This window comes from Cellulosimicrobium sp. NPDC057862, from assembly GCF_042797035.1.
Lineage (GTDB): Bacteria > Actinomycetota > Actinomycetes > Actinomycetales > Cellulomonadaceae > Cellulosimicrobium.
The window spans coordinates 530,126-546,772 of sequence record NZ_JBHVMH010000002.1 but is presented as its reverse complement, the minus strand read 5'-3'; the positions used below and the strand labels follow the sequence as shown (position 1 = coordinate 546,772).

The window sequence follows — 16,647 nt, the reverse complement described above, 5'->3', positions numbered from 1 at the left end:
CCCCGACTACCCCCGGCGCCCCGGCTACCTGCCCTGTCCTCGGAGTTGGATGTCCCGTACACTCTCTACCGGAACCACCCCCCCGCTACCGGGGCTCTGCCTCGTGCGGCAGGGCCGAGGGCGGCCGACGCCGGGCGGGCGGTGCGACGTCGGGACATACTCGGGACGTGCCGACCGACGAGACCACCGAGCCCGCCGCCCAGCAACGCCTCGACGAGAAGCCCCTGCGCTCCGCCGTCATCGTCAACCCGAACCGGGTCGACGGCCTCGACGAGCTGCGCGCCACGATCACCGCGCGGCTCGCGGAGGCCGGGTGGCCCGAGCCGGCGTGGCTCGAGACGACCGCCGAGGACCCGGGCACGGGACAGGCACGGCAGGCCGTCGACGACGGCGCGGAGGTCGTGTTCGTCAGCGGCGGCGACGGGACGGTCCGGGCGTGCATCGAGGGGCTCGTGGGCACCGACGCGGCGCTCGCGATCCTGCCGGGCGGCACGGGCAACCTCCTCGCGACGAACCTCGGCATCCCGGCGCGCCCCGAGGACGGGATCCGGCTCGCGCTCGAGCGGGGGCGGCGACAGATCGACGTCGGCGAGGTCGACGGACAGGTCTTCGCCGTGATGGCCGGCATGGGTCTCGACGCCGCGATGATGGAGGACGCGCCGACGGCGCTCAAGGCGAAGGCGGGGGTCCTCGCCTACGTCGTCTCCGCCGTCAAGCACCTCGCGGACGACGAGATGAACCTCGAGGTGACGGTCGACGGTCGGACGCGGCGGCGCCGGGCACGGACGGTGCTCGTCGGGAACGTCGGGCGCCTGCAGGCGGGGACGAACATCCTGCCCGACGCCGAGCCGGACAACGGGCAGCTCGAGGTCGCGATCGTCGCGCCCCGCAACCTCAAGCACTGGGTGCAGCTCCTGTGGGGCGTCGTGCGCGGCAAGAGCCGGGTGCCGAGCCGAGAGGTCGTGCGGGGCCGCGAGATCACGGTCGTCTCGGACCGCCCCCAGCCGCGCCAGCTTGACGGCGACGTCATCGAGCCGTCCGAGCGCCTCGGCGTGACCGTGCGCCCCGAGGCGCTGTGGGTCTGCGTGTACCAGCCCGACGAGTCCGAGGACCTGGCCGAGGGCGCGCCCTCCACGCGCTGACGCGGACGCGCCACGGCCTGTGGACGGAGAGGTGCCGGAGTCCGGCGTTCGGCAGGATGGGCGCATGAGCGCTCCCCAGACCGGCCCCGAGACCTGGTCGTCGCCCGCCCCACCTGCCTACGGCCCGCCTGCGCCGGCGCCCAGCGCACGACGCTCCCCGCTCGCCGTCACGTCGTTCGTCACGGGTGCCGCGACGGTCCTCGTCGGCGCGGCCGTCACGCTGGCCTTCCCGTTCGTCCTGTCGTCGTCCGGGTACTCGCCGACGTCCGTCAGCGTCCTGCAGCTCGTCAACGGCATCCTCACCGGCCTGCTCGGCCTCGCCGCGGTGGTCACGGGCGCGGTCGCGCTCGTGCGGCGGCTGCCGGGCACGGCGTTCGCGGCAGCCGGTACGGCGCTGGGCGCGGCCGCGCTGCTGGGCCTCGTCCTGAGCCTCGTGCAGGGTGCGCTCTACCAGGTGCTCTGACGCGGTGCGCCCGGACTCGCCGCCCGGACCGCCGGCACCGCGCGGCGGGGTCGTCGTGGCCGCCCAGCGCTGGGAGTCGCTGACGTTCCTGCACTGGCCGGTCGACCCGGCCGTCGTGCAGCGGTGGCTGCCGCCGGGTCTGAGGGTCCAGGTGCTCGACGGCGCGACGTGGGTCGGGGTGGTCCCGTTCGTCATGGCGGACGTGCGGGTGCCGCCGCTGCCCCCGCTCGGAGCGTGGTCGACGTTCCCGGAGCTCAACGTCCGTGTGTACGTGCGTGACCGCACCGGCGTCGAGGGCGTCTGGTTCCTCGGACTGTGGGCGACCCGTCGCGCGTTCGTCGCCGCGACGCGCGCCGCCGGCGTCCCGTACCACCCGGCGGTCGCGGCGGTCACGGGCGACGGGTCCGACGCCATGCGCTACCGGTTCCGCGCGCCGGGGCGGCGCGGACCCTTCCCCGTCCCGCACGAGCACCCCGCACTGCGGGCCGGGCACCTGAGCGCGGTGGTCCGCGCGCACGAGGCCGTGGACGCGACGTCGGGGCTCGCCCGCCGGCTTACCGCCCGCTGGAACGGGTACGGGTTCCGCGCCGGCAGGCTCTGGCGGTTCCCGGTCGAGCACGAGCCGTGGGCGCTACGACGGGGGTCGCTCGACATGCTCGAGACCGACCTGCCGCGGCGGCTCGGGCTGCCCGACGGCGGCGCACCGCCCCTGGTGCACGTCGCCGCACCCGTCCACGCGCGGTTCGCGGCGCCGCGCCCCGTGCGCTGAGGTCAGCCGGCCGGGTCGACGACCCCGTGCCGGAACGCCCAGACGACGAGCTGCACGCGGTCGCGCGCCCCGGTCTTGGTCATGGCACGGCTCAGGTGCGACTTCACGGTGCTCGGTTCGAGGAACAGGGCCGTCGCGATCTCCGCGTTGGACGACCCGCGGCACAGCAGGTCGACGATGTCGAGCTCGCGCGGGGTGAGGAGCGCGGCCGCGTCGTCGTCCCGGGAGACGGGCGCGCGGCGGCGCGCGAACTCGCCGATGACCCGGCGCGTGAGGGACTGGTCGACCAGGCCGTCGCCCGCCGCCACGCGGCGCACGGCGTCGACGAGCACGTCCGGCTCGGCGTCCTTGAGCAGGAACCCGCTCGCCCCGGCCTCCAGCGCCCCGAACACGTAGTCGTCGAGGTCGAACGTGCTCACCACGAGCACGGGCACCGGGTCGACGACGTCCGGCCCCGCGAGCGCGCGCGTCGCCGTGATCCCGTCCCCACCGGGCATGCGCACGTCCATGCACACGACGTCGGGCCGTTCGCGCCGCGCGACGCGCACGGCGTCGGCCCCGTTCGAGGCCTCGCCGACGACCTCGATCCCCTCGCTCTCGAGGATGACGGTGAACCCGGCGCGGACGACCGCCTGGTCGTCCACGAGCACGACGCGTGTCACGAGACCTCCTGGTCGGCGGTGCGGGAGTCGCGCGCGGGCGCGCGCGGCACGGTGAGGCGCACGAGCCACGCCCCGTCCGGGGCACGCCGCGCGTCGAGCGAGCCGCCGAGCACGGCCGCCCGCTCGCGCATCCCGACGAGCCCGTGACCGGTCTGCGGGTCGGCGACCGGCACCGTGCCCGCCGCCGGGTTGCGCACGGTGAGGACGAGGTCCGCGGCGGACCACGCGAACCGCACGGCCACGGGCCGTCCCGGCGCGTGCCGGCGGGCGTTGGCGAGCGCCTCCTGGAGCACGCGGTAGACGGCGAGCTGGGTGCTCGGCGTCGGCTCCCACGGGCGGCCGTCGGTCTCGACCGTGACGACCGTGCCGGCGGAGCGCGCCGTGTCGAGGAGGGCGGGGACCTCGGCGAGCGTCGGCTGCGGCGCCTCGCGCTCCGCGCCGTCCTCGTCGTCGCGGCCGCGCAGGATGCCGACCACGAGGCGGAGGTCGTCGAGCGTCTCCCGGCCCTGCGCGCGGATCCACCGCACCGACTCCTTGGCACGCTCCGGGTCGGCGTCGACGAGGCGCTCGGCCGCAGACGCCTGGACCACGATGCCCGAGAGGTGGTGGGCCGCGACGTCGTGCAGCTCGCGCGCCATGCGCGCCCGCTCCTCGAGGACCGCCTGGGCGGCGAGCGCCTCGCGCTCGCGCTCGGCACGGAGCACCCGGTCGCGCAGCTCGGCCACGAGCTCGCGGCGCGTCGCGACGTACGAGCCGACGAGCGCCGCCCCGACGAACGTGAGCAGCGCGGAGAGCAGCGCGCCGCCCACCTGGAGCGCGTGCTGCGCGGGCCCCGTCACGGCGGGGACGGCGAACCCGCCGAGCGCGAACACGAGCACGACCTGCGCGGCGGCCGCGGCCGCAGGCGCGGCCAGGCGCGTGCGACGCGGCGCGTACGCCCCGGCGGAGTAGGCGGCGACGAGGGTCGCCGGGGCCTGGAAGCCGACGTACGGCGGCAGGAGCACCGTGATGGCGACCTGGGCCGCCACGGCGAGCGCGAGGCACGCCAGCGGTGCCCGACGGCGGAACGTCAGGGTCGCCGCCTGGAGCACGACGAGCGCGAGCACGATCGCGCGCGCGCCCGGGGTGACGATCGCGGCCCCCGGCCCGGCACCGAACGTGGCGCCGACGTCCGACGCGAGCACGCGCTCGATGCCGAGGAACAGCACGACGGTCGCGGCGGCGACGACCCCGGCGAGCACGGCGTCGCGGCCCATGTCCGTACGCACCCCGACGCGGTCGAGCGCGCGGCGCAGGGCCTCGGTCACGAACTCCTCCAGCGGGACGACGGATACGGTGCGGCGGGCACGAGCAACGGGTACGGGCGGTCGGGGGGCAGGCGTGCCCACCCTACGGGGGTGCGCCGACGCGACCGCGAGGGAGAGCCGTGGTCCGCCGAGGGAGAGGCGTGGTCCCCGGAACGGGGTGACCACGCCTCTCCCTCGCGGTACCAGGCCTCTCCCTCGGCGGTCGTCAGACCAGGTCGCGGCGCTGCAGGGTCACGGCACCGCTCCCGAGGAGCACAGCGACCCACGCGACGAGCCCCGCGAGCGCGGCGAGCGTCCCCAGCGGCGCGGCACCGCCCAGGAGCGCCGCGCCGGACTGCCCCGTCGAGGCGAGCGCGCCCAGGCCCAGGGGCAGCCACTCCGCCGCGGCGGACTCGCCGCCGGACAGGAGCGTCACGGCCCCCCGGACGATGGGCTCGGCGAGCGCGAGCGCCGCGACGGTCACGACGGCGGCCACCTGGCCGCGCACGAGCGTCCCGATCCCCAGCCCGAACCAGGTGAGGAGGACGAGGACCGCGAGGCCGCGGGCCCACACGCCGAGAACCTCGCCGGGCCCGAGCGCGAGCGTCGCGCCCGGGGTCGTGACGATCGCGACGGTGAGGCCCAGGGCGCCCACGACGGCGAGCACGACGCCCACCGCGAGGGCGACGGTCGCGGTCGCGCCGGCCTTCGCGGCGAGGATGCGCAGCCGCGACGGCTGGACGAGCGCCGTCGGCACGATCCCGCCCGTGCGGAAGTCCGTCGTCACGGCGAGCACGCCGAGCAGGAGCATGCACATCGTCGCGACGCCGACCGACCCCGAGCCGTTCAGCCCGTTGCCGAGCAGGTCGAGCATGCCGCGCTGGAACGACGGCTGGGCGGCGTCGGCGAGCGCGCCGAGGTCGGGTGCCAGGTCCTCGAGCATCTCGGGCGACGCCTGGAACCCGACGGTCGCGCCGCCACCGAGCGCCTCGGTGCCCCGCAGGATCGTGGGCAGCAGGAGGGTGAAGGCCTGGACGACGAGCATCCCGGCGACGGCGACGGCCGCGACGACCCACGTCGCGCGGGTCGTGCGGAGCTTGAGCATCTCGGCGCGGTACATCAGCGCACCCCTTCGGTCGTTGCGGTCAGGTCGAGGTAGAAGTCCTCCAGGGACTCCCCGCGGAGCAGGTCGTCGAGCGGACCGTCGGCGACGACACGGCCCTGCCCGACGACGACCAGGTCGTCCGCGACCTGCCGCACCTCGGACAGCACGTGGCTCGCGAGGAGCACGGTGCCGCCGTCGTCGGCGAACGCGCGCACGAGGTCGCGCAGCCAGCGCATGCCGGCCGGGTCGAGCCCGTTGGCGGGCTCGTCGAGCACGAGCACCTCGGGGTCGCCGAGCAGCGCGGCGGCGATGCCGATGCGCTGCCGCATCCCGAGCGAGTACGTCCGCACGCGCCGGTCGGCGGCGGGCGTCATGCCGACGAGCGCGAGCACGTCGTCGACGCGCCCCGGCGGGATCCGGCCTGCGGCGGCGAGCACGCGCAGGTGGTCACGGCCCGTGCGCCCGGGGTGGAGGCCGCCGGCGTCGAGCAGGGCGCCGACGGTGCGGGCGGGGTGCGCCAGGTCCGCGAACGCGCGTCCGTCGAACGTCGCGCTCCCCGCGGTCGCCGCGGCCAGCCCCAGCAGGACGTGCAGCGTCGTCGACTTCCCCGCGCCGTTCGGCCCGAGCAGCCCGACGACGCGGCCCGGCGCGGCCGTGAACGTCACGTCGTGCACGGCGTCGAACGCCCCGTAGGTCTTGCGCAGCCCGGAGACGTGGATGGTGGTCATGCCGGTCCCTTCCTCGATGCGTCCCGCACGGGCCTCCCGCGCGGTGCCCCACCAGGCTGTCGCGCGGGCGGTCCCCGGGTCTTGCGGCGCAGGGGGGAACCTGTGTTGCGACCTTCGTCGCAACCCGGTCGGTCGGGGCGTGGACCCGCGCCGTCGGGCGCCGCGTCGTCGCAGGTGAGGGCGCCGGGCGTGACATCGGGCCGGACCATGGGGCAGGGTGGACGTCCACCCGACCGTTCTGGCGGGCAGCGCCACGCGTCGTCCGCCGGTCCTCGACCGCCCTGGAAGGAGGCGACGTGCGCCGACGTCATGGCTCGACCGGTTCCCCGGAGGACGGCCGCGTCGCCCCGACGACGCCCGTCGAGCGCCGCGCGGCCACGCCGTGGGTCACGGTCGCCGCGGGCGCCGGCGCGGTGACCCTTGTCGTGGCGGTGGCCGGGATGGTGGGCGCCGCGACAGGAGGTGGCGAGGCCCTCGTCGTCGGCGCCTCGGCCGACGGCGGGACCACGGTCGAGGACGGCGTCCCGGCCGTCACGCCGCGCCCCGACGTCCCCCGCCCCGAGGTGACGCGCATCCCGCCGCCCGCCGCGGACCCGGCGGACGGCGCCGGCCCCGCGACGACGCAGGCGCCCCGGCCGTCGGCCGGCGGGACGGACACGCCGCTCGCGTCGGCCGACCCCGCGCCGACCACCGAGCCCTCCGCCGCCGCGCCGAGCGGCACCGCGCCGGAGCCCGCGCCGACGACCCCGGCACCCACGACCGAGCCCGACGCGGCGTCCGTCTCCTGGGTCCAGGAACGCCTCCGCGTGCACGGCGCGGACGTCGCGGTCACCGGCACGCTGGACGAGGCGACCCGGGCGGCGCTGCGCGCCTTCCAGGAGGCGAACGGCCTTCCCGGCGACGGCGCCGTGACCGCCGCGACGGCCGAGGCGCTCGCGGCTGCCCCGGAGGGTGGCGGCGAGGAGTCCACGGACCCGGGCGGGACGACTCCGACCGAGCCCGCGCCGCCGTCGCCCACGGACCGGCCGTCGGGCGCCGTGCCGGGGCCGACCCCGAGCACCGGGGACCAGGCCGAGGCCACGCTCGCGCCGGCGTCCTGAGCGCTGCGGGCCGGGCCGGGCGGGTGAAAGCCGGCGGACGGGCACCGTGGACCTGCCGCGGTCGGTAGGGTTTTCCCTCTCGGACGACGGACGGAGCAGGACCCATGACGAGCGCGGCCCTCGGAGCCGGCCACGACCGCGGCGCTCCCCGTCGTCCCGCGAGCCCCGACCCCGGGCGCGGGTACGCGAAGGGCCGCGCCAAGCGCGAGGAGATCCTCCAGGCCGCCGTCGTGCTCTTCGGTGAGGTCGGCTTCCACGCCGCCTCGCTGCGCGAGCTGGCGTCGCGAGTGGGCATGTCCCACCCCGGCCTCCTCCACCACTTCCCGACGAAGGTCGCGCTCCTCGAGGCGGTGCTCGACTACCGCGACACCGTCGACGTGGCGGACCTGGACGAGGACCTCGCGCGCGGGACCGACTACTTCGACGCCCTCGTGCGCCTGGTCGAGCGCAACGCCCTCCGGCGGCACATCGTCGAGCTGTTCACGGCGCTCGCGGCGGAGGCGACGTCCCCGGACCACCCGGCGCACGAGTACTTCGTCCGGCGGTACGAGTGGGCGGTCGCTCGGGCGGTCGAGCAGCTCTCCCGCCGGGCGCGCGCGGGCGGCCTGCGGGCCGGGGTGGACCCGCACGCGGCGGCGCGACAGATCGTCGCGCTCATGGACGGGCTCCAGGTCCAGTGGCTGCTGTCGCTCGAGCGGCCGCGCCCCGAGCGCGTCGACATGGCGGCCGACCTGCGTGCCTATCTCGACCTCATCCTCGCCGAGGAGGTCCCCGCGCGCTGAGCGCGAGGACCTCCCGCCGTCCTCAGCCGAGCAGGTCGCCGGGGAGCGGGTCGGCCCCGGCGGCCAGGCACAGCCCCGTGCGGTCGCCGTCACGCCACGACGCCTCCGTCGGCGACCACACGACGAGTTCGACGCCCTCGGGCGCGTCGGCGCCCAGCACGTCGGGCGTGCACACGCGCGCGACGCGGCGGTCGACGGCCTGCTGACCGGGCCACACCTCGTCCGCGCCCAGGTCGGTCCTGGCGACGACCTGCGCCCGGTGCTCGTCGGCGCAGGGCACGGCCCGCACCTGCGACACCTCGCCGTCCGGCGGCAGCTCGTCGAGGCAGGTCCCCAGCACGAGCTGGACCGCGTTGACCGTCTGCGGGGCGTCGACGTCGCCCGCGAGCGGCGTGCGCGCCTGCTCGCCCTGCCACCAGACGAGCGCGCCCGCGGTCCACGCGACCGTGACGACGGCGCCCACCACCATGCCGGCGACCGCGAGCCCTCGACCGCGCGCGCCCCGGGACCGCACGCGGGAGAGCCCCGCGGCACCGAGCCCGATCCCGACGGGCCCGAGCACCACGCCCGCGGGCACGCTCGCCACGGCGAGCGGCTCGACGCGCGGCGGCGCGGGCTGCCACCCGGGCGCGTAGTACGTCTCCGGGGCGAAGCCTGGTCCGAGCGCGGCGGCCGGAGGCGGCACGGGGGCGCCCGGCGGCCCTGAGGCGCCCGAGGGCACCGGGGCGCTCGGCGGGGCCGGGGTCGCCGCCGGCGGGGGCGGGACGGGGGTCGGCGGCCGGGGCGGTCCGGCCGGGCCGCCGGGCGCTGCGAAGAGGTCGTCGTCGGCCACGGCTACGAGTCGCTCAGGGTCGCGGCGAGCACGATGAGCATCGCGAACACCGTGCAGACGGCGCCCACGACGATGCCGGTGACGGCGAACCCGCGCCCGCGCGTCCCGTCCCGCATCACCTGGTTGAGCGCGACGATCCCGAGGACGAGGCCGACGATCCCGGGGAAGCCCGCGCAGACCACGAGGCTGGCGATCGAGACGATCATCGACGCGAGCGCCAGCCCGTTCGTCCGCGGCGGCGCCGTGTACACGGACCCGTACGGGGGCGGGTAGGCGCCGTAGCCGGGAGACCCGGGGTAGGCGGACGGGTCCGACGGCGGGTACCCGGCGCCCGGCGCGGAGCCGTAGGCAGGTGCGGTGCCCGGGCCGTAGGGCGATGCCTGCCCGACCGGAGCGGCGGGCGCGCCGTAGGGGGCTCCCGTCCCGGGTGCCGACGTGCCCGGGTACCCGCCACCCGCCCCGGACGGAGCGACGAAGCCGCCCTGCTCCGGCGCCGGGGCGTCGGTCGGCGGGTTGTACGGGGTGAGCGGCGGCTGGTGCGGGCGCGGGGCGGCGTACGGGTCGACGGGGTCGTCGGACGACCCGTACGGCGGGACGGGGGGCGTGGTCATGGACACACCGTAGCGACGGAGGCGGCACGTCGTCCGCCGTATGAACAGCCCCTTGTAAGCGATCGCAAATGTTGCTACATCTTGCAGCAACGGTACAGCCAGGGTGCGTCCTCCACGACGGCGGCACGCGGTCCGGCGGCCGACGTCCCGGCACCGACGCCGGGAGACGACACGGAGGATCACCGATGCGAACAACGAGGCTCGCAAGGTCGCGGGCACGCCTGGCGGGGGCACTGGCCCTCGCCGTCGCCCTGCCGGGGGCGGCCGGCCTGAGCGCCGTCGCGGCACCGAGTGCGACGACGGCCACGACGGCCACGACGGCCACGACGGCCACGACGGCCACGACGACGGTCTACTACCCTGACCGCCCGGGCTGGGCGGTGACCAACGTCCACTACGGCGTCGACGGCGCCGCGTGGACGGCGGTCCCCGGCGTCCCGATGACGGACGCCTGCGCGGGCTGGCTCACGGCCGAGATCGACCTCGGCGCGGCGTCGGGGGTGCAGCTCACCTTCAACGACGGCGCCGGGACCTGGGACAACAACCGGGGCGCCAACTACCGCGCGGGCGCGGGGACGGTCGTCGTGCGGGACGGCGCGCTCACCACGGGCACGTCGCCGTGCGGCGCCGATCCCACGGACCCCACCGACCCGACGGACCCCGCGGACCCGACCGCGACGATCTACTACGCGACGTCGTGGGCCGCGCCGAAGATCCACTACCAGGTGGGCTCGGGCGCGTGGACGAGCGTCCCGGGCACGGCGATGACCGCCGCGTGCGCCGGCTGGTTCGCGCACACGATCGACCTGGGCGACGCGAGCGGCGGCCAGGTCGTCTTCAACGACGGCTCCGGGCGGTGGGACAACAACGGCGGAGCCAACTACCGCTACGCCGCGGGACCGCAGACGGTCGCGGGCGGCGTCGTGGCGCCCGTCGCGCAGAGCCCGTGCGGTCCCGACGTCCCCGAGGAGCCGGACACCCAGGCGCCGAGCGTCCCCGGGGGTCTCGTCGCGACGGCCGACGGCGTCCGGGTCACGGTCTCGTGGGACGCCGCGACGGACGACACGGGCGTCACCGGGTACACCCTGACCCGCGCCGGGGGAGCGGGCACCGTGACGCGGGACGTCACGACCGCGTCGGCGACGGACGTCGGGCTGCTCGAGCGGACCGCGTACACGTACACCGTGACGGCCGTCGACGCCGCCGGGAACCGCTCGGCGGCGAGCGCCCCCGCCGCGGTCACGACCGGGACGAAGCCCGTCGTCGACCCGGGCAGGACGGGCGAGCCGCTCGGCGGGGACCCGCGCGAGGACGCGATCTACTTCGTCATGACCGCACGCTTCAACGACGGCGTGAGCGAGAACAACCGCGGCGGGTCGCAGCACGTGAAGTCGGGCAACGCGGCGCACGACGACCCGATGTTCCGCGGCGACTTCCAGGGGCTCGTCGACAAGCTGGACTACGTCAAGGGCCTCGGCTTCTCGGCGATCTGGATCACGCCCGTCGTGCTCAACCGGTCCGACTACGACTTCCACGGCTACCACGGCTGGGACTTCTTCCGGGTGGACCCGCGGCTCGAGACGCCGGGCGCCTCCTACCAGGACCTCATCGACGCGGCGCACGCGAAGGGCATCAAGATCTACCAGGACGTCGTGTACAACCACTCGTCGCGCTGGGGCGCCAAGGGCCTGTTCGTGCCGACCGTGTGGGGCGCGCGCGACGGCCAGTGGGACTGGATGTACTCGGCGAAGGAGGAGGGCCGCGAGTACGACCCCCTGGAGGAGAACGACGGGAACGACCCCACCCTCACCGCCGCGCAGAACGCGCTCGCGAAGGGCCGCACGTACAACGGCGACCTGTGGTCGACGACGGCCCCGGCGGGGAGCACGTGCTCCGGGTTCGGCACGCCCACGCAGCACAAGAGCCCGGAGGGCTTCCAGATCTACAACTGCCAGTGGCCGTCGCCGACGTCGGGGATGTTCCCGAAGAGCACGTACCACCAGTGCTGGATCGGCAACTGGGAGGGCAAGGACGCGCAGGACTGTTGGCTGCACGACGACCTCGCCGACTTCAACACCGAGAACGCCGAGGTGCAGCAGTACCTGATCGACGCCTACAACCGGTACATCGACATGGGCGTCGACGGCTTCCGCGTCGACACCGCCGTGCACGTGCCGCGCGTCCTGTGGAACCGGCACTTCCTGCCGGCGATCCAGGAGCACGCCGTCGCGACGCACGGCGAGAAGGGCAAGGACTTCTACGTCTTCGGCGAGGTCGCGGCGTTCGTCAACGACAAGTGGAACCGCGGCTCGGTGAACCACTCCGCGCAGTTCTACACGTGGAAGGAGCGCAAGGAGTACTCCCTGGACGACGTCGTGGCCGCCGCCGAGCAGTTCCAGTACGAGAACCTCCTGGGTACGGGCAACCAGCCGACGTCGGACAACGCGTTCCTCGGCGGCGCCGACGGCAACACGTACCACGCGCCCGACCACTCGAAGTTCTCGGGCATGAACGTGATCGACATGCGCATGCACATGAACTTCGGGGACGCGGGCAACGCGTACCACAACGGCAAGGACTCGGACGACTCGTACAACGACGCGACGTACAACGTCGTGTACGTCGACTCGCACGACTACGGGCCCAACAAGTCGACCGTGCGCTACGCCGGCGGCACCGACGCGTGGGCGGAGAACATGAGCCTCATGTGGACGTTCCGGGGCATCCCGACGCTCTACTACGGCTCGGAGATCGAGTTCCAGGCGGGCAAGCCGATCGACTGCGGGCCGACGTGCCCCCTCGCGACCACCGGTCGCGCGTACTACGGCGACCACCTCGCGGGCGACGTCGTGGCGAGCGACTTCGGCGTCGTGGAGTCCGCGTCGGGCGCGGTCGCGCAGACGCTCCAGAAGCCGCTCGTCCAGCACGTGCAGCGGCTCAACCAGATCCGTCGCTCCGTGCCGGCGCTCCAGAAGGGGCAGTACTCGACGGTCGGCGTGCAAGGGAACATGGCGTACAAGCGCCGGTTCACCGAGGGCGCCGTGGACAGCTTCGTGCTCGTCACGGTGACGGACGCCGCGACCTTCTCCCGCGTCCCGAACGGCACCTACGTGGACGCCGTGACGGGCGACCGGAAGGTCGTGACGACCGGGACCCTGACGGTCCCCGCACCGGGCAAGGGCAACCTGCGCGCGTACGTCCTCGACCTCCCGGGCAACCCCGCGCCGGGCAAGGTCGGGCAGGCGGGCCCGTACCTGAGGTAGCGCGGAGCGCCTCGACCGTCCCGCCCGCGAGCCGCGGGCGGGACGGTCGCTCAGTCCCCGAGGTCGACGACGACCGGCACGTGGTCCGACGCGCCCTTGCCCCTGCGCTCGTCGCGGTCGATCGACACGCCCGTCACGCGAGCACGGGCGGCGGGGGAGAGGTAGGCGAAGTCGATCCGCATGCCCTCGTTCCGCGGGAAGCGCAGCCGCTGGTAGTCCCAGTACGTGTACGTGTGCTCGGCGGGGATCGCCTCGCGCGTGACCTCGGTGTACCCGGCGGCGCCGAACGCGGCGAACGCGTCGCGCTCCGCGGGCGTCACGTGCGTCTTCCCGGCGAAGTACGCGACGTCCCACACGTCGGTGTCCAGCGGGGCGACGTTCCAGTCACCGACCAGGGCGACCTGCGCCGCGGGGTCGTCCGCGAGCCAGCCCTCGGCCCGGCCGCGCAGCTCGTCGAGCCAGCGCAGCTTGTACGCGTAGTGCGGGTCGCCGACCTCGCGGCCGTGCGGGACGTACAGGCTCCACACGCGCACGCCGCCGCACGTCGCGCCCAGCGCGCGCGCCTCGACCTTCTCGCCGAAGGCGGGCTGTCCCGGGAAGGAGGTCTCGACGTCGTCCAGGCCGACGCGCGAGACGACCGCGACGCCGTTCCACTGGTTCACGCCCACGTGCGCGACCTCGTACCCCGCCGCCTCGAACGGCGCGACGGGGAACTGGACGTCGGCGCACTTGGTCTCCTGGAGCGCGAGGACGTCGGTCCCCGTCCGCTCGAGGAACGCGACCGCCCGGTCGACGCGGGCACGGATGGAGTTGATGTTCCAGGTCGCGAGGCGCACGGGCTCCACCGTACCGACGTCCTCGCCGTGTGGCGGCCGGGTTCGGACGGCGCCGCCCGTAGGCTGTGGCCATGGCGACAGCACTCATCACCGGCGCGAGCGCCGGCCTGGGCCTGGAGTTCGCGTGGCAGCTCGCCACGGCGCGGCACGACCTCGTGCTCGTCGCGCGCGACGAGGCGCGCCTCGAGGACGTCGCGGGCCAGATCCGGGCCGCCGCGGGCGTGCGGGTCCAGGTCCTGCCGGCGGACCTGTCCGTGCCCGACGACGTCGCACGCGTGGCCGAGCGCCTCGCCTCGACCGGCGGCCCCGACGAGCGCCCGGTCGGGCTGCTCGTCAACAACGCCGGGTTCGCGACCCAGCAGCACTTCGTGGACGGCGACCTCGACGTCGAGCTCCGGGCCCTCGACGTCATGGTGCGGGCCGTCCTGGTCCTGTCCCACGCCGCCGCCGGGCAGATGACGGAGCGCGGACGCGGCGCGATCCTCAACGTCGCGTCGGTCGCGGCGCTCACCGCGGGCGGCACGTACGCGGCGGCGAAGGCCTGGGTGCGCTCGTTCACGGAAGGGCTCGCCGTCGAGCTGCACGGCACCGGGGTCACCGCGACCGTCCTGTGCCCCGGCTTTACGCACACCGAGTTCCACGACCGCGCGGGCATCGACAAGTCCGTCCTGCCGGACCTCGCGTGGCTCGACGCCGACCGCGTGGTCTCCGCTGCGCTCGCGGACGTGCGGCGCGGCGTCGTCATCTCGACCCCGTCGGTGCGCTACCGCGTCGCGTCGGCCGCCCTGCGGGCGATGCCGCGCGCGGCCGTCCGGGCGATCGGCAAGTATCGCTAGGCGGCGCGCGCCCGCCCGTCAGGAGGCGCTCGACCCCGGTCCCGGGGTGAGCTGCTCGATCAGCGCGGCGTAGCTCAGCTCCGCCTGCCCGGCGGCGATCGCGCGGGCCACCACGGACCCGAACAGCCGCGGGAGCTCGGCGTCGACGCCCAGCTTCTCGCTCACCCTGACCAGGTGGGCGATCCCGCCCGCATGGGTGGCGAGCGTCGCGTCGTCGGGCGTGAAGGAGCCGCGGTCGACCTGGTCGGCATACCCGGGCAGCCACCCGACCGTCTCCTGCGCGACCTGCGCCGCGAACGGCGTGAAGGCGGACGCCTCGACACCGGCCGTGCTCAGCAGCGCCACCCCCTGGAGCCAGGCGTTCAGGACGCCCCACATCACGCTGAGGCCGGCGACGTCGTACAGCGCCGACAGGCCGTGGTCGTCACCGAGGAAGGTCGCGTCTCCCAGCGCGCCGAGGAGAGGCTGGTGGGTCTCGAAGGCCGTCCCCGAGCCGCTCACCAGGATGATCGCGTCGGCGGTGCCGATGGTCGACGGCACCGCCATGATCGCGCCGTCCAGAGAGCGGGCGCCCGCCTGGTCGGTCCAGCGCGCCAGATCGCGGGCCTGCTCGGGATCGCCCGAGGTCAGGTTGACGAGGACGCGGCCGTCGAGCTCCCCGGAGACCGACGCGAACGCTTGCTGGAGCGACTCGTGGTCCGAGAGGCAGACGATGCTCACCGGGCTCGCGAGGACCGCGCTCTCGACCGAGCCGGCGAGCCGCGCGCCTCGGGAGACGAGTCCCTCCGCCTTCGCGGACGTGCGGTTCCACACCGTCACCTGGTGCCCCGCCGTCAGTACCGCGTCTGCCAGAGCCCTGCCCATCAGTCCCAGGCCGATGATCGTCACGTCGGTGCTCGTCGTCTCGGTGCTCGTCTCGGTGCTGGCTTGGGTGCTCGTGTGGTGTGCCATGGCAGCATGGTCGACGTTCAGACCGGTCTGAAGGTCAAGGGGGCGTCGTGCACATCGGAGAGCTGAGCCGTCGGAGCGGGGTCAAGGCCCACCAGCTCCGGTACTACGAGGCCCAGGGACTGTTGGAACCGGGTCGCACCGCGGGCGGGTACTGCCGGTACGACGAGGCCGACCTGGTCACGGTGCGGCAGATCCGGCACCTGCTCGACGCCGGGTTGTCCACCGAGGACATCGGCTTCCTGCTGCCGTGCGCCACCGGGGAGGCCCCGGAGCTCGTGGGATGCCCGGAGCTGCTGACCGCCCTGCGGGCGCGGCTGGGTCGCGTGGACGACCAGATCGACACGCTGACCCGCTCCCGCACGGCCCTGGTCCGGTACATCGACGGCGCCGAGCGGGCGGGCGCCGCGTCCTACGGGCCCGTCGGCGCGAGCCCGGTGGAGCAGGTCCACGCGTGAGGAGCCGGGCGTGCCCGGGCAGTCCTGACGGTCCGCGGCCCCGCCGACTACCCTGGCGACCGTGACTACTGACTCCGCCTCGACGCTCGCCTCGACGCCCCGCGAGCAGCTGCTCGCCCTCATCCGTGAGCTCGCCGTCGTGCACGGCCGGGTGACGCTCTCCTCCGGCAAGGAGGCGGACTACTACGTCGACCTGCGGCGCGTGACGCTGCACCACCGGGCCGCGCCCCTCATCGGGCACCAGCTCCTCGACCTCCTCGAGGAGCGCGGGCTCGGGACGGCAGAGGTCGACGCCGTCGGCGGGCTGACCCTCGGGGCGGACCCCATCGCGACCGCGCTCCTGCACGCGGCGGCCTCGCGGGGGCAGGACCTCGATGCGTTCGTCGTGCGCAAGGCCGCCAAGGCGCACGGCATGCAGCGGCAGATCGAGGGGCCCGACGTCGCCGGCCGCAAGGTCGTCGTCGTCGAGGACACCACCACGACCGGCGGGTCGCCGATCACGGCGATCGAGGCCGTGCGCGCCGCCGGTGGCGAGGTCGTCGGGGTGGCGACGATCGTCGACCGCACGACCGGCGCGGGCGAGAAGATCGAGGCGCTCGGCGTGCCGTACCACTTCCTGTTCAGCCTGGAGGACCTCGGCCTCGCCTGATCCCGGGCTGATCCCGGGGCTGATCCCGGGGCTGATCCCGGGGCTGATCCCGACCTGAAGCCGGCGCACCGCCGCCGCCCTCCCGACGACGCCCCGCGGCCCGTGCCGCGGGGCGTCGTCGTGCGACGAGGCACGCGTCACACCCGGATAGGCCAGGCTTACCTTGCTTTGGTGAGG

At 75.2% G+C, this 16,647-nt stretch carries 17 protein-coding genes; 9 read left to right on the top strand and 8 right to left on the bottom strand.

Going from position 1 to position 16,647, the window contains the following annotated elements:
- Positions 1-167: 167 nt before the first annotated feature.
- The 3 genes from ACFVN3_RS05095 (at position 168) to ACFVN3_RS05085 (ending at position 2,374) form a co-directional block, all read left to right on the top strand.
- Positions 168-1,142 carry a diacylglycerol/lipid kinase family protein gene (locus ACFVN3_RS05095; RefSeq protein WP_378231200.1) on the top strand — a complete coding sequence of 325 codons (975 nt, stop codon included), beginning with the start codon at positions 168-170 and terminating at the stop codon, positions 1,140-1,142.
- A 64-nt stretch (positions 1,143-1,206) separates the two neighbouring features.
- On the top strand, positions 1,207-1,605 hold the full coding sequence (locus ACFVN3_RS05090) for a hypothetical protein (RefSeq protein WP_378231198.1): 399 nt from the start codon (positions 1,207-1,209) through the stop codon (positions 1,603-1,605).
- A 4-nt stretch (positions 1,606-1,609) separates the two neighbouring features.
- Complete coding sequence (locus ACFVN3_RS05085) at positions 1,610-2,374, top strand: YqjF family protein (RefSeq protein ID WP_378231196.1); 765 nt, start codon at positions 1,610-1,612, stop codon at positions 2,372-2,374.
- A 2-nt stretch (positions 2,375-2,376) separates the two neighbouring features.
- Here the strand turns inward: ACFVN3_RS05085 and ACFVN3_RS05080 are convergent, their stop codons facing one another.
- From ACFVN3_RS05080 to ACFVN3_RS05065, 4 genes are all read right to left on the bottom strand, one after another.
- On the bottom strand, positions 2,377-3,036 hold the full coding sequence (locus tag ACFVN3_RS05080) for a response regulator transcription factor (RefSeq protein ID WP_237841515.1): 660 nt from the start codon (positions 3,034-3,036) through the stop codon (positions 2,377-2,379).
- Positions 3,033-4,343 (bottom strand): sensor histidine kinase, encoded by a 1,311-nt coding sequence (locus ACFVN3_RS05075; protein ID WP_378231194.1) that lies wholly within the window; start codon positions 4,341-4,343, stop codon positions 3,033-3,035. Before ACFVN3_RS05075 ends, ACFVN3_RS05080 begins: the two co-directional genes overlap by 4 nt.
- A gap of 205 nt (positions 4,344-4,548) precedes the next feature.
- Complete coding sequence (locus tag ACFVN3_RS05070) at positions 4,549-5,442, bottom strand: hypothetical protein (RefSeq protein WP_378231191.1); 894 nt, start codon at positions 5,440-5,442, stop codon at positions 4,549-4,551.
- On the bottom strand, positions 5,442-6,155 hold the full coding sequence (locus ACFVN3_RS05065) for an ABC transporter ATP-binding protein (RefSeq protein ID WP_378231189.1): 714 nt from the start codon (positions 6,153-6,155) through the stop codon (positions 5,442-5,444). Before ACFVN3_RS05065 ends, ACFVN3_RS05070 begins: the two co-directional genes overlap by 1 nt.
- A 296-nt stretch (positions 6,156-6,451) precedes the next feature.
- Here ACFVN3_RS05065 and ACFVN3_RS05060 point away from each other — a divergent pair, with 296 nt between their 5' ends.
- Both ACFVN3_RS05060 and ACFVN3_RS05055 read left to right on the top strand, forming a co-directional pair.
- The gene (locus ACFVN3_RS05060) at positions 6,452-7,255 is read left to right on the top strand and encodes a peptidoglycan-binding protein (RefSeq protein ID WP_378231187.1); all 804 of its coding nucleotides are present in this window, start codon (positions 6,452-6,454) and stop codon (positions 7,253-7,255) included.
- A 104-nt stretch (positions 7,256-7,359) separates the two neighbouring features.
- Entirely contained in the window at positions 7,360-8,037 is a 678-nt protein-coding gene (locus tag ACFVN3_RS05055; protein WP_378231185.1) for a TetR/AcrR family transcriptional regulator, read from the top strand.
- A gap of 22 nt (positions 8,038-8,059) precedes the next feature.
- On the opposite strand, the gene ACFVN3_RS05050 is transcribed toward ACFVN3_RS05055, so the two are convergent.
- Positions 8,060-8,869, bottom strand: a complete 810-nt coding sequence (locus tag ACFVN3_RS05050; protein WP_378231183.1) for a septum formation family protein — start codon at positions 8,867-8,869, stop codon at positions 8,060-8,062.
- 2 nt (positions 8,870-8,871) lie between these two features.
- Positions 8,872-9,480, bottom strand: a complete 609-nt coding sequence (locus tag ACFVN3_RS05045) for a DUF4190 domain-containing protein (RefSeq protein WP_378231181.1) — start codon at positions 9,478-9,480, stop codon at positions 8,872-8,874.
- Positions 9,481-9,665: 185 nt separating this feature from the next.
- On the opposite strand from ACFVN3_RS05045, the gene ACFVN3_RS05040 reads away from it, so the two are divergent.
- Positions 9,666-12,743 (top strand): carbohydrate binding domain-containing protein, encoded by a 3,078-nt coding sequence (locus tag ACFVN3_RS05040; RefSeq protein WP_378231179.1) that lies wholly within the window; start codon positions 9,666-9,668, stop codon positions 12,741-12,743.
- Positions 12,744-12,793: 50 nt separating this feature from the next.
- On the opposite strand, the gene ACFVN3_RS05035 is transcribed toward ACFVN3_RS05040, so the two are convergent.
- The gene (locus tag ACFVN3_RS05035) at positions 12,794-13,579 is read right to left on the bottom strand and encodes an exodeoxyribonuclease III (RefSeq protein WP_378231177.1); all 786 of its coding nucleotides are present in this window, start codon (positions 13,577-13,579) and stop codon (positions 12,794-12,796) included.
- A 71-nt stretch (positions 13,580-13,650) separates the two neighbouring features.
- Here ACFVN3_RS05035 and ACFVN3_RS05030 point away from each other — a divergent pair, with 71 nt between their 5' ends.
- The gene (locus tag ACFVN3_RS05030; RefSeq protein WP_378231175.1) at positions 13,651-14,415 is read left to right on the top strand and encodes an SDR family NAD(P)-dependent oxidoreductase; all 765 of its coding nucleotides are present in this window, start codon (positions 13,651-13,653) and stop codon (positions 14,413-14,415) included.
- An 18-nt stretch (positions 14,416-14,433) separates the two neighbouring features.
- On the opposite strand, the gene ACFVN3_RS05025 is transcribed toward ACFVN3_RS05030, so the two are convergent.
- Positions 14,434-15,366: an NAD(P)-dependent oxidoreductase gene (locus ACFVN3_RS05025; protein ID WP_378231173.1), complete on the bottom strand. Its 933-nt coding sequence runs from the start codon at positions 15,364-15,366 to the stop codon at positions 14,434-14,436.
- Positions 15,367-15,413: 47 nt separating this feature from the next.
- On the opposite strand from ACFVN3_RS05025, the gene ACFVN3_RS05020 reads away from it, so the two are divergent.
- The gene (locus ACFVN3_RS05020) at positions 15,414-15,821 is read left to right on the top strand and encodes a MerR family transcriptional regulator (RefSeq protein WP_378231171.1); all 408 of its coding nucleotides are present in this window, start codon (positions 15,414-15,416) and stop codon (positions 15,819-15,821) included.
- 52 nt (positions 15,822-15,873) lie between these two features.
- The gene (gene pyrE / locus ACFVN3_RS05015; protein WP_378231403.1) at positions 15,874-16,470 is read left to right on the top strand and encodes an orotate phosphoribosyltransferase; all 597 of its coding nucleotides are present in this window, start codon (positions 15,874-15,876) and stop codon (positions 16,468-16,470) included.
- Positions 16,471-16,647 lie beyond the last annotated feature (177 nt).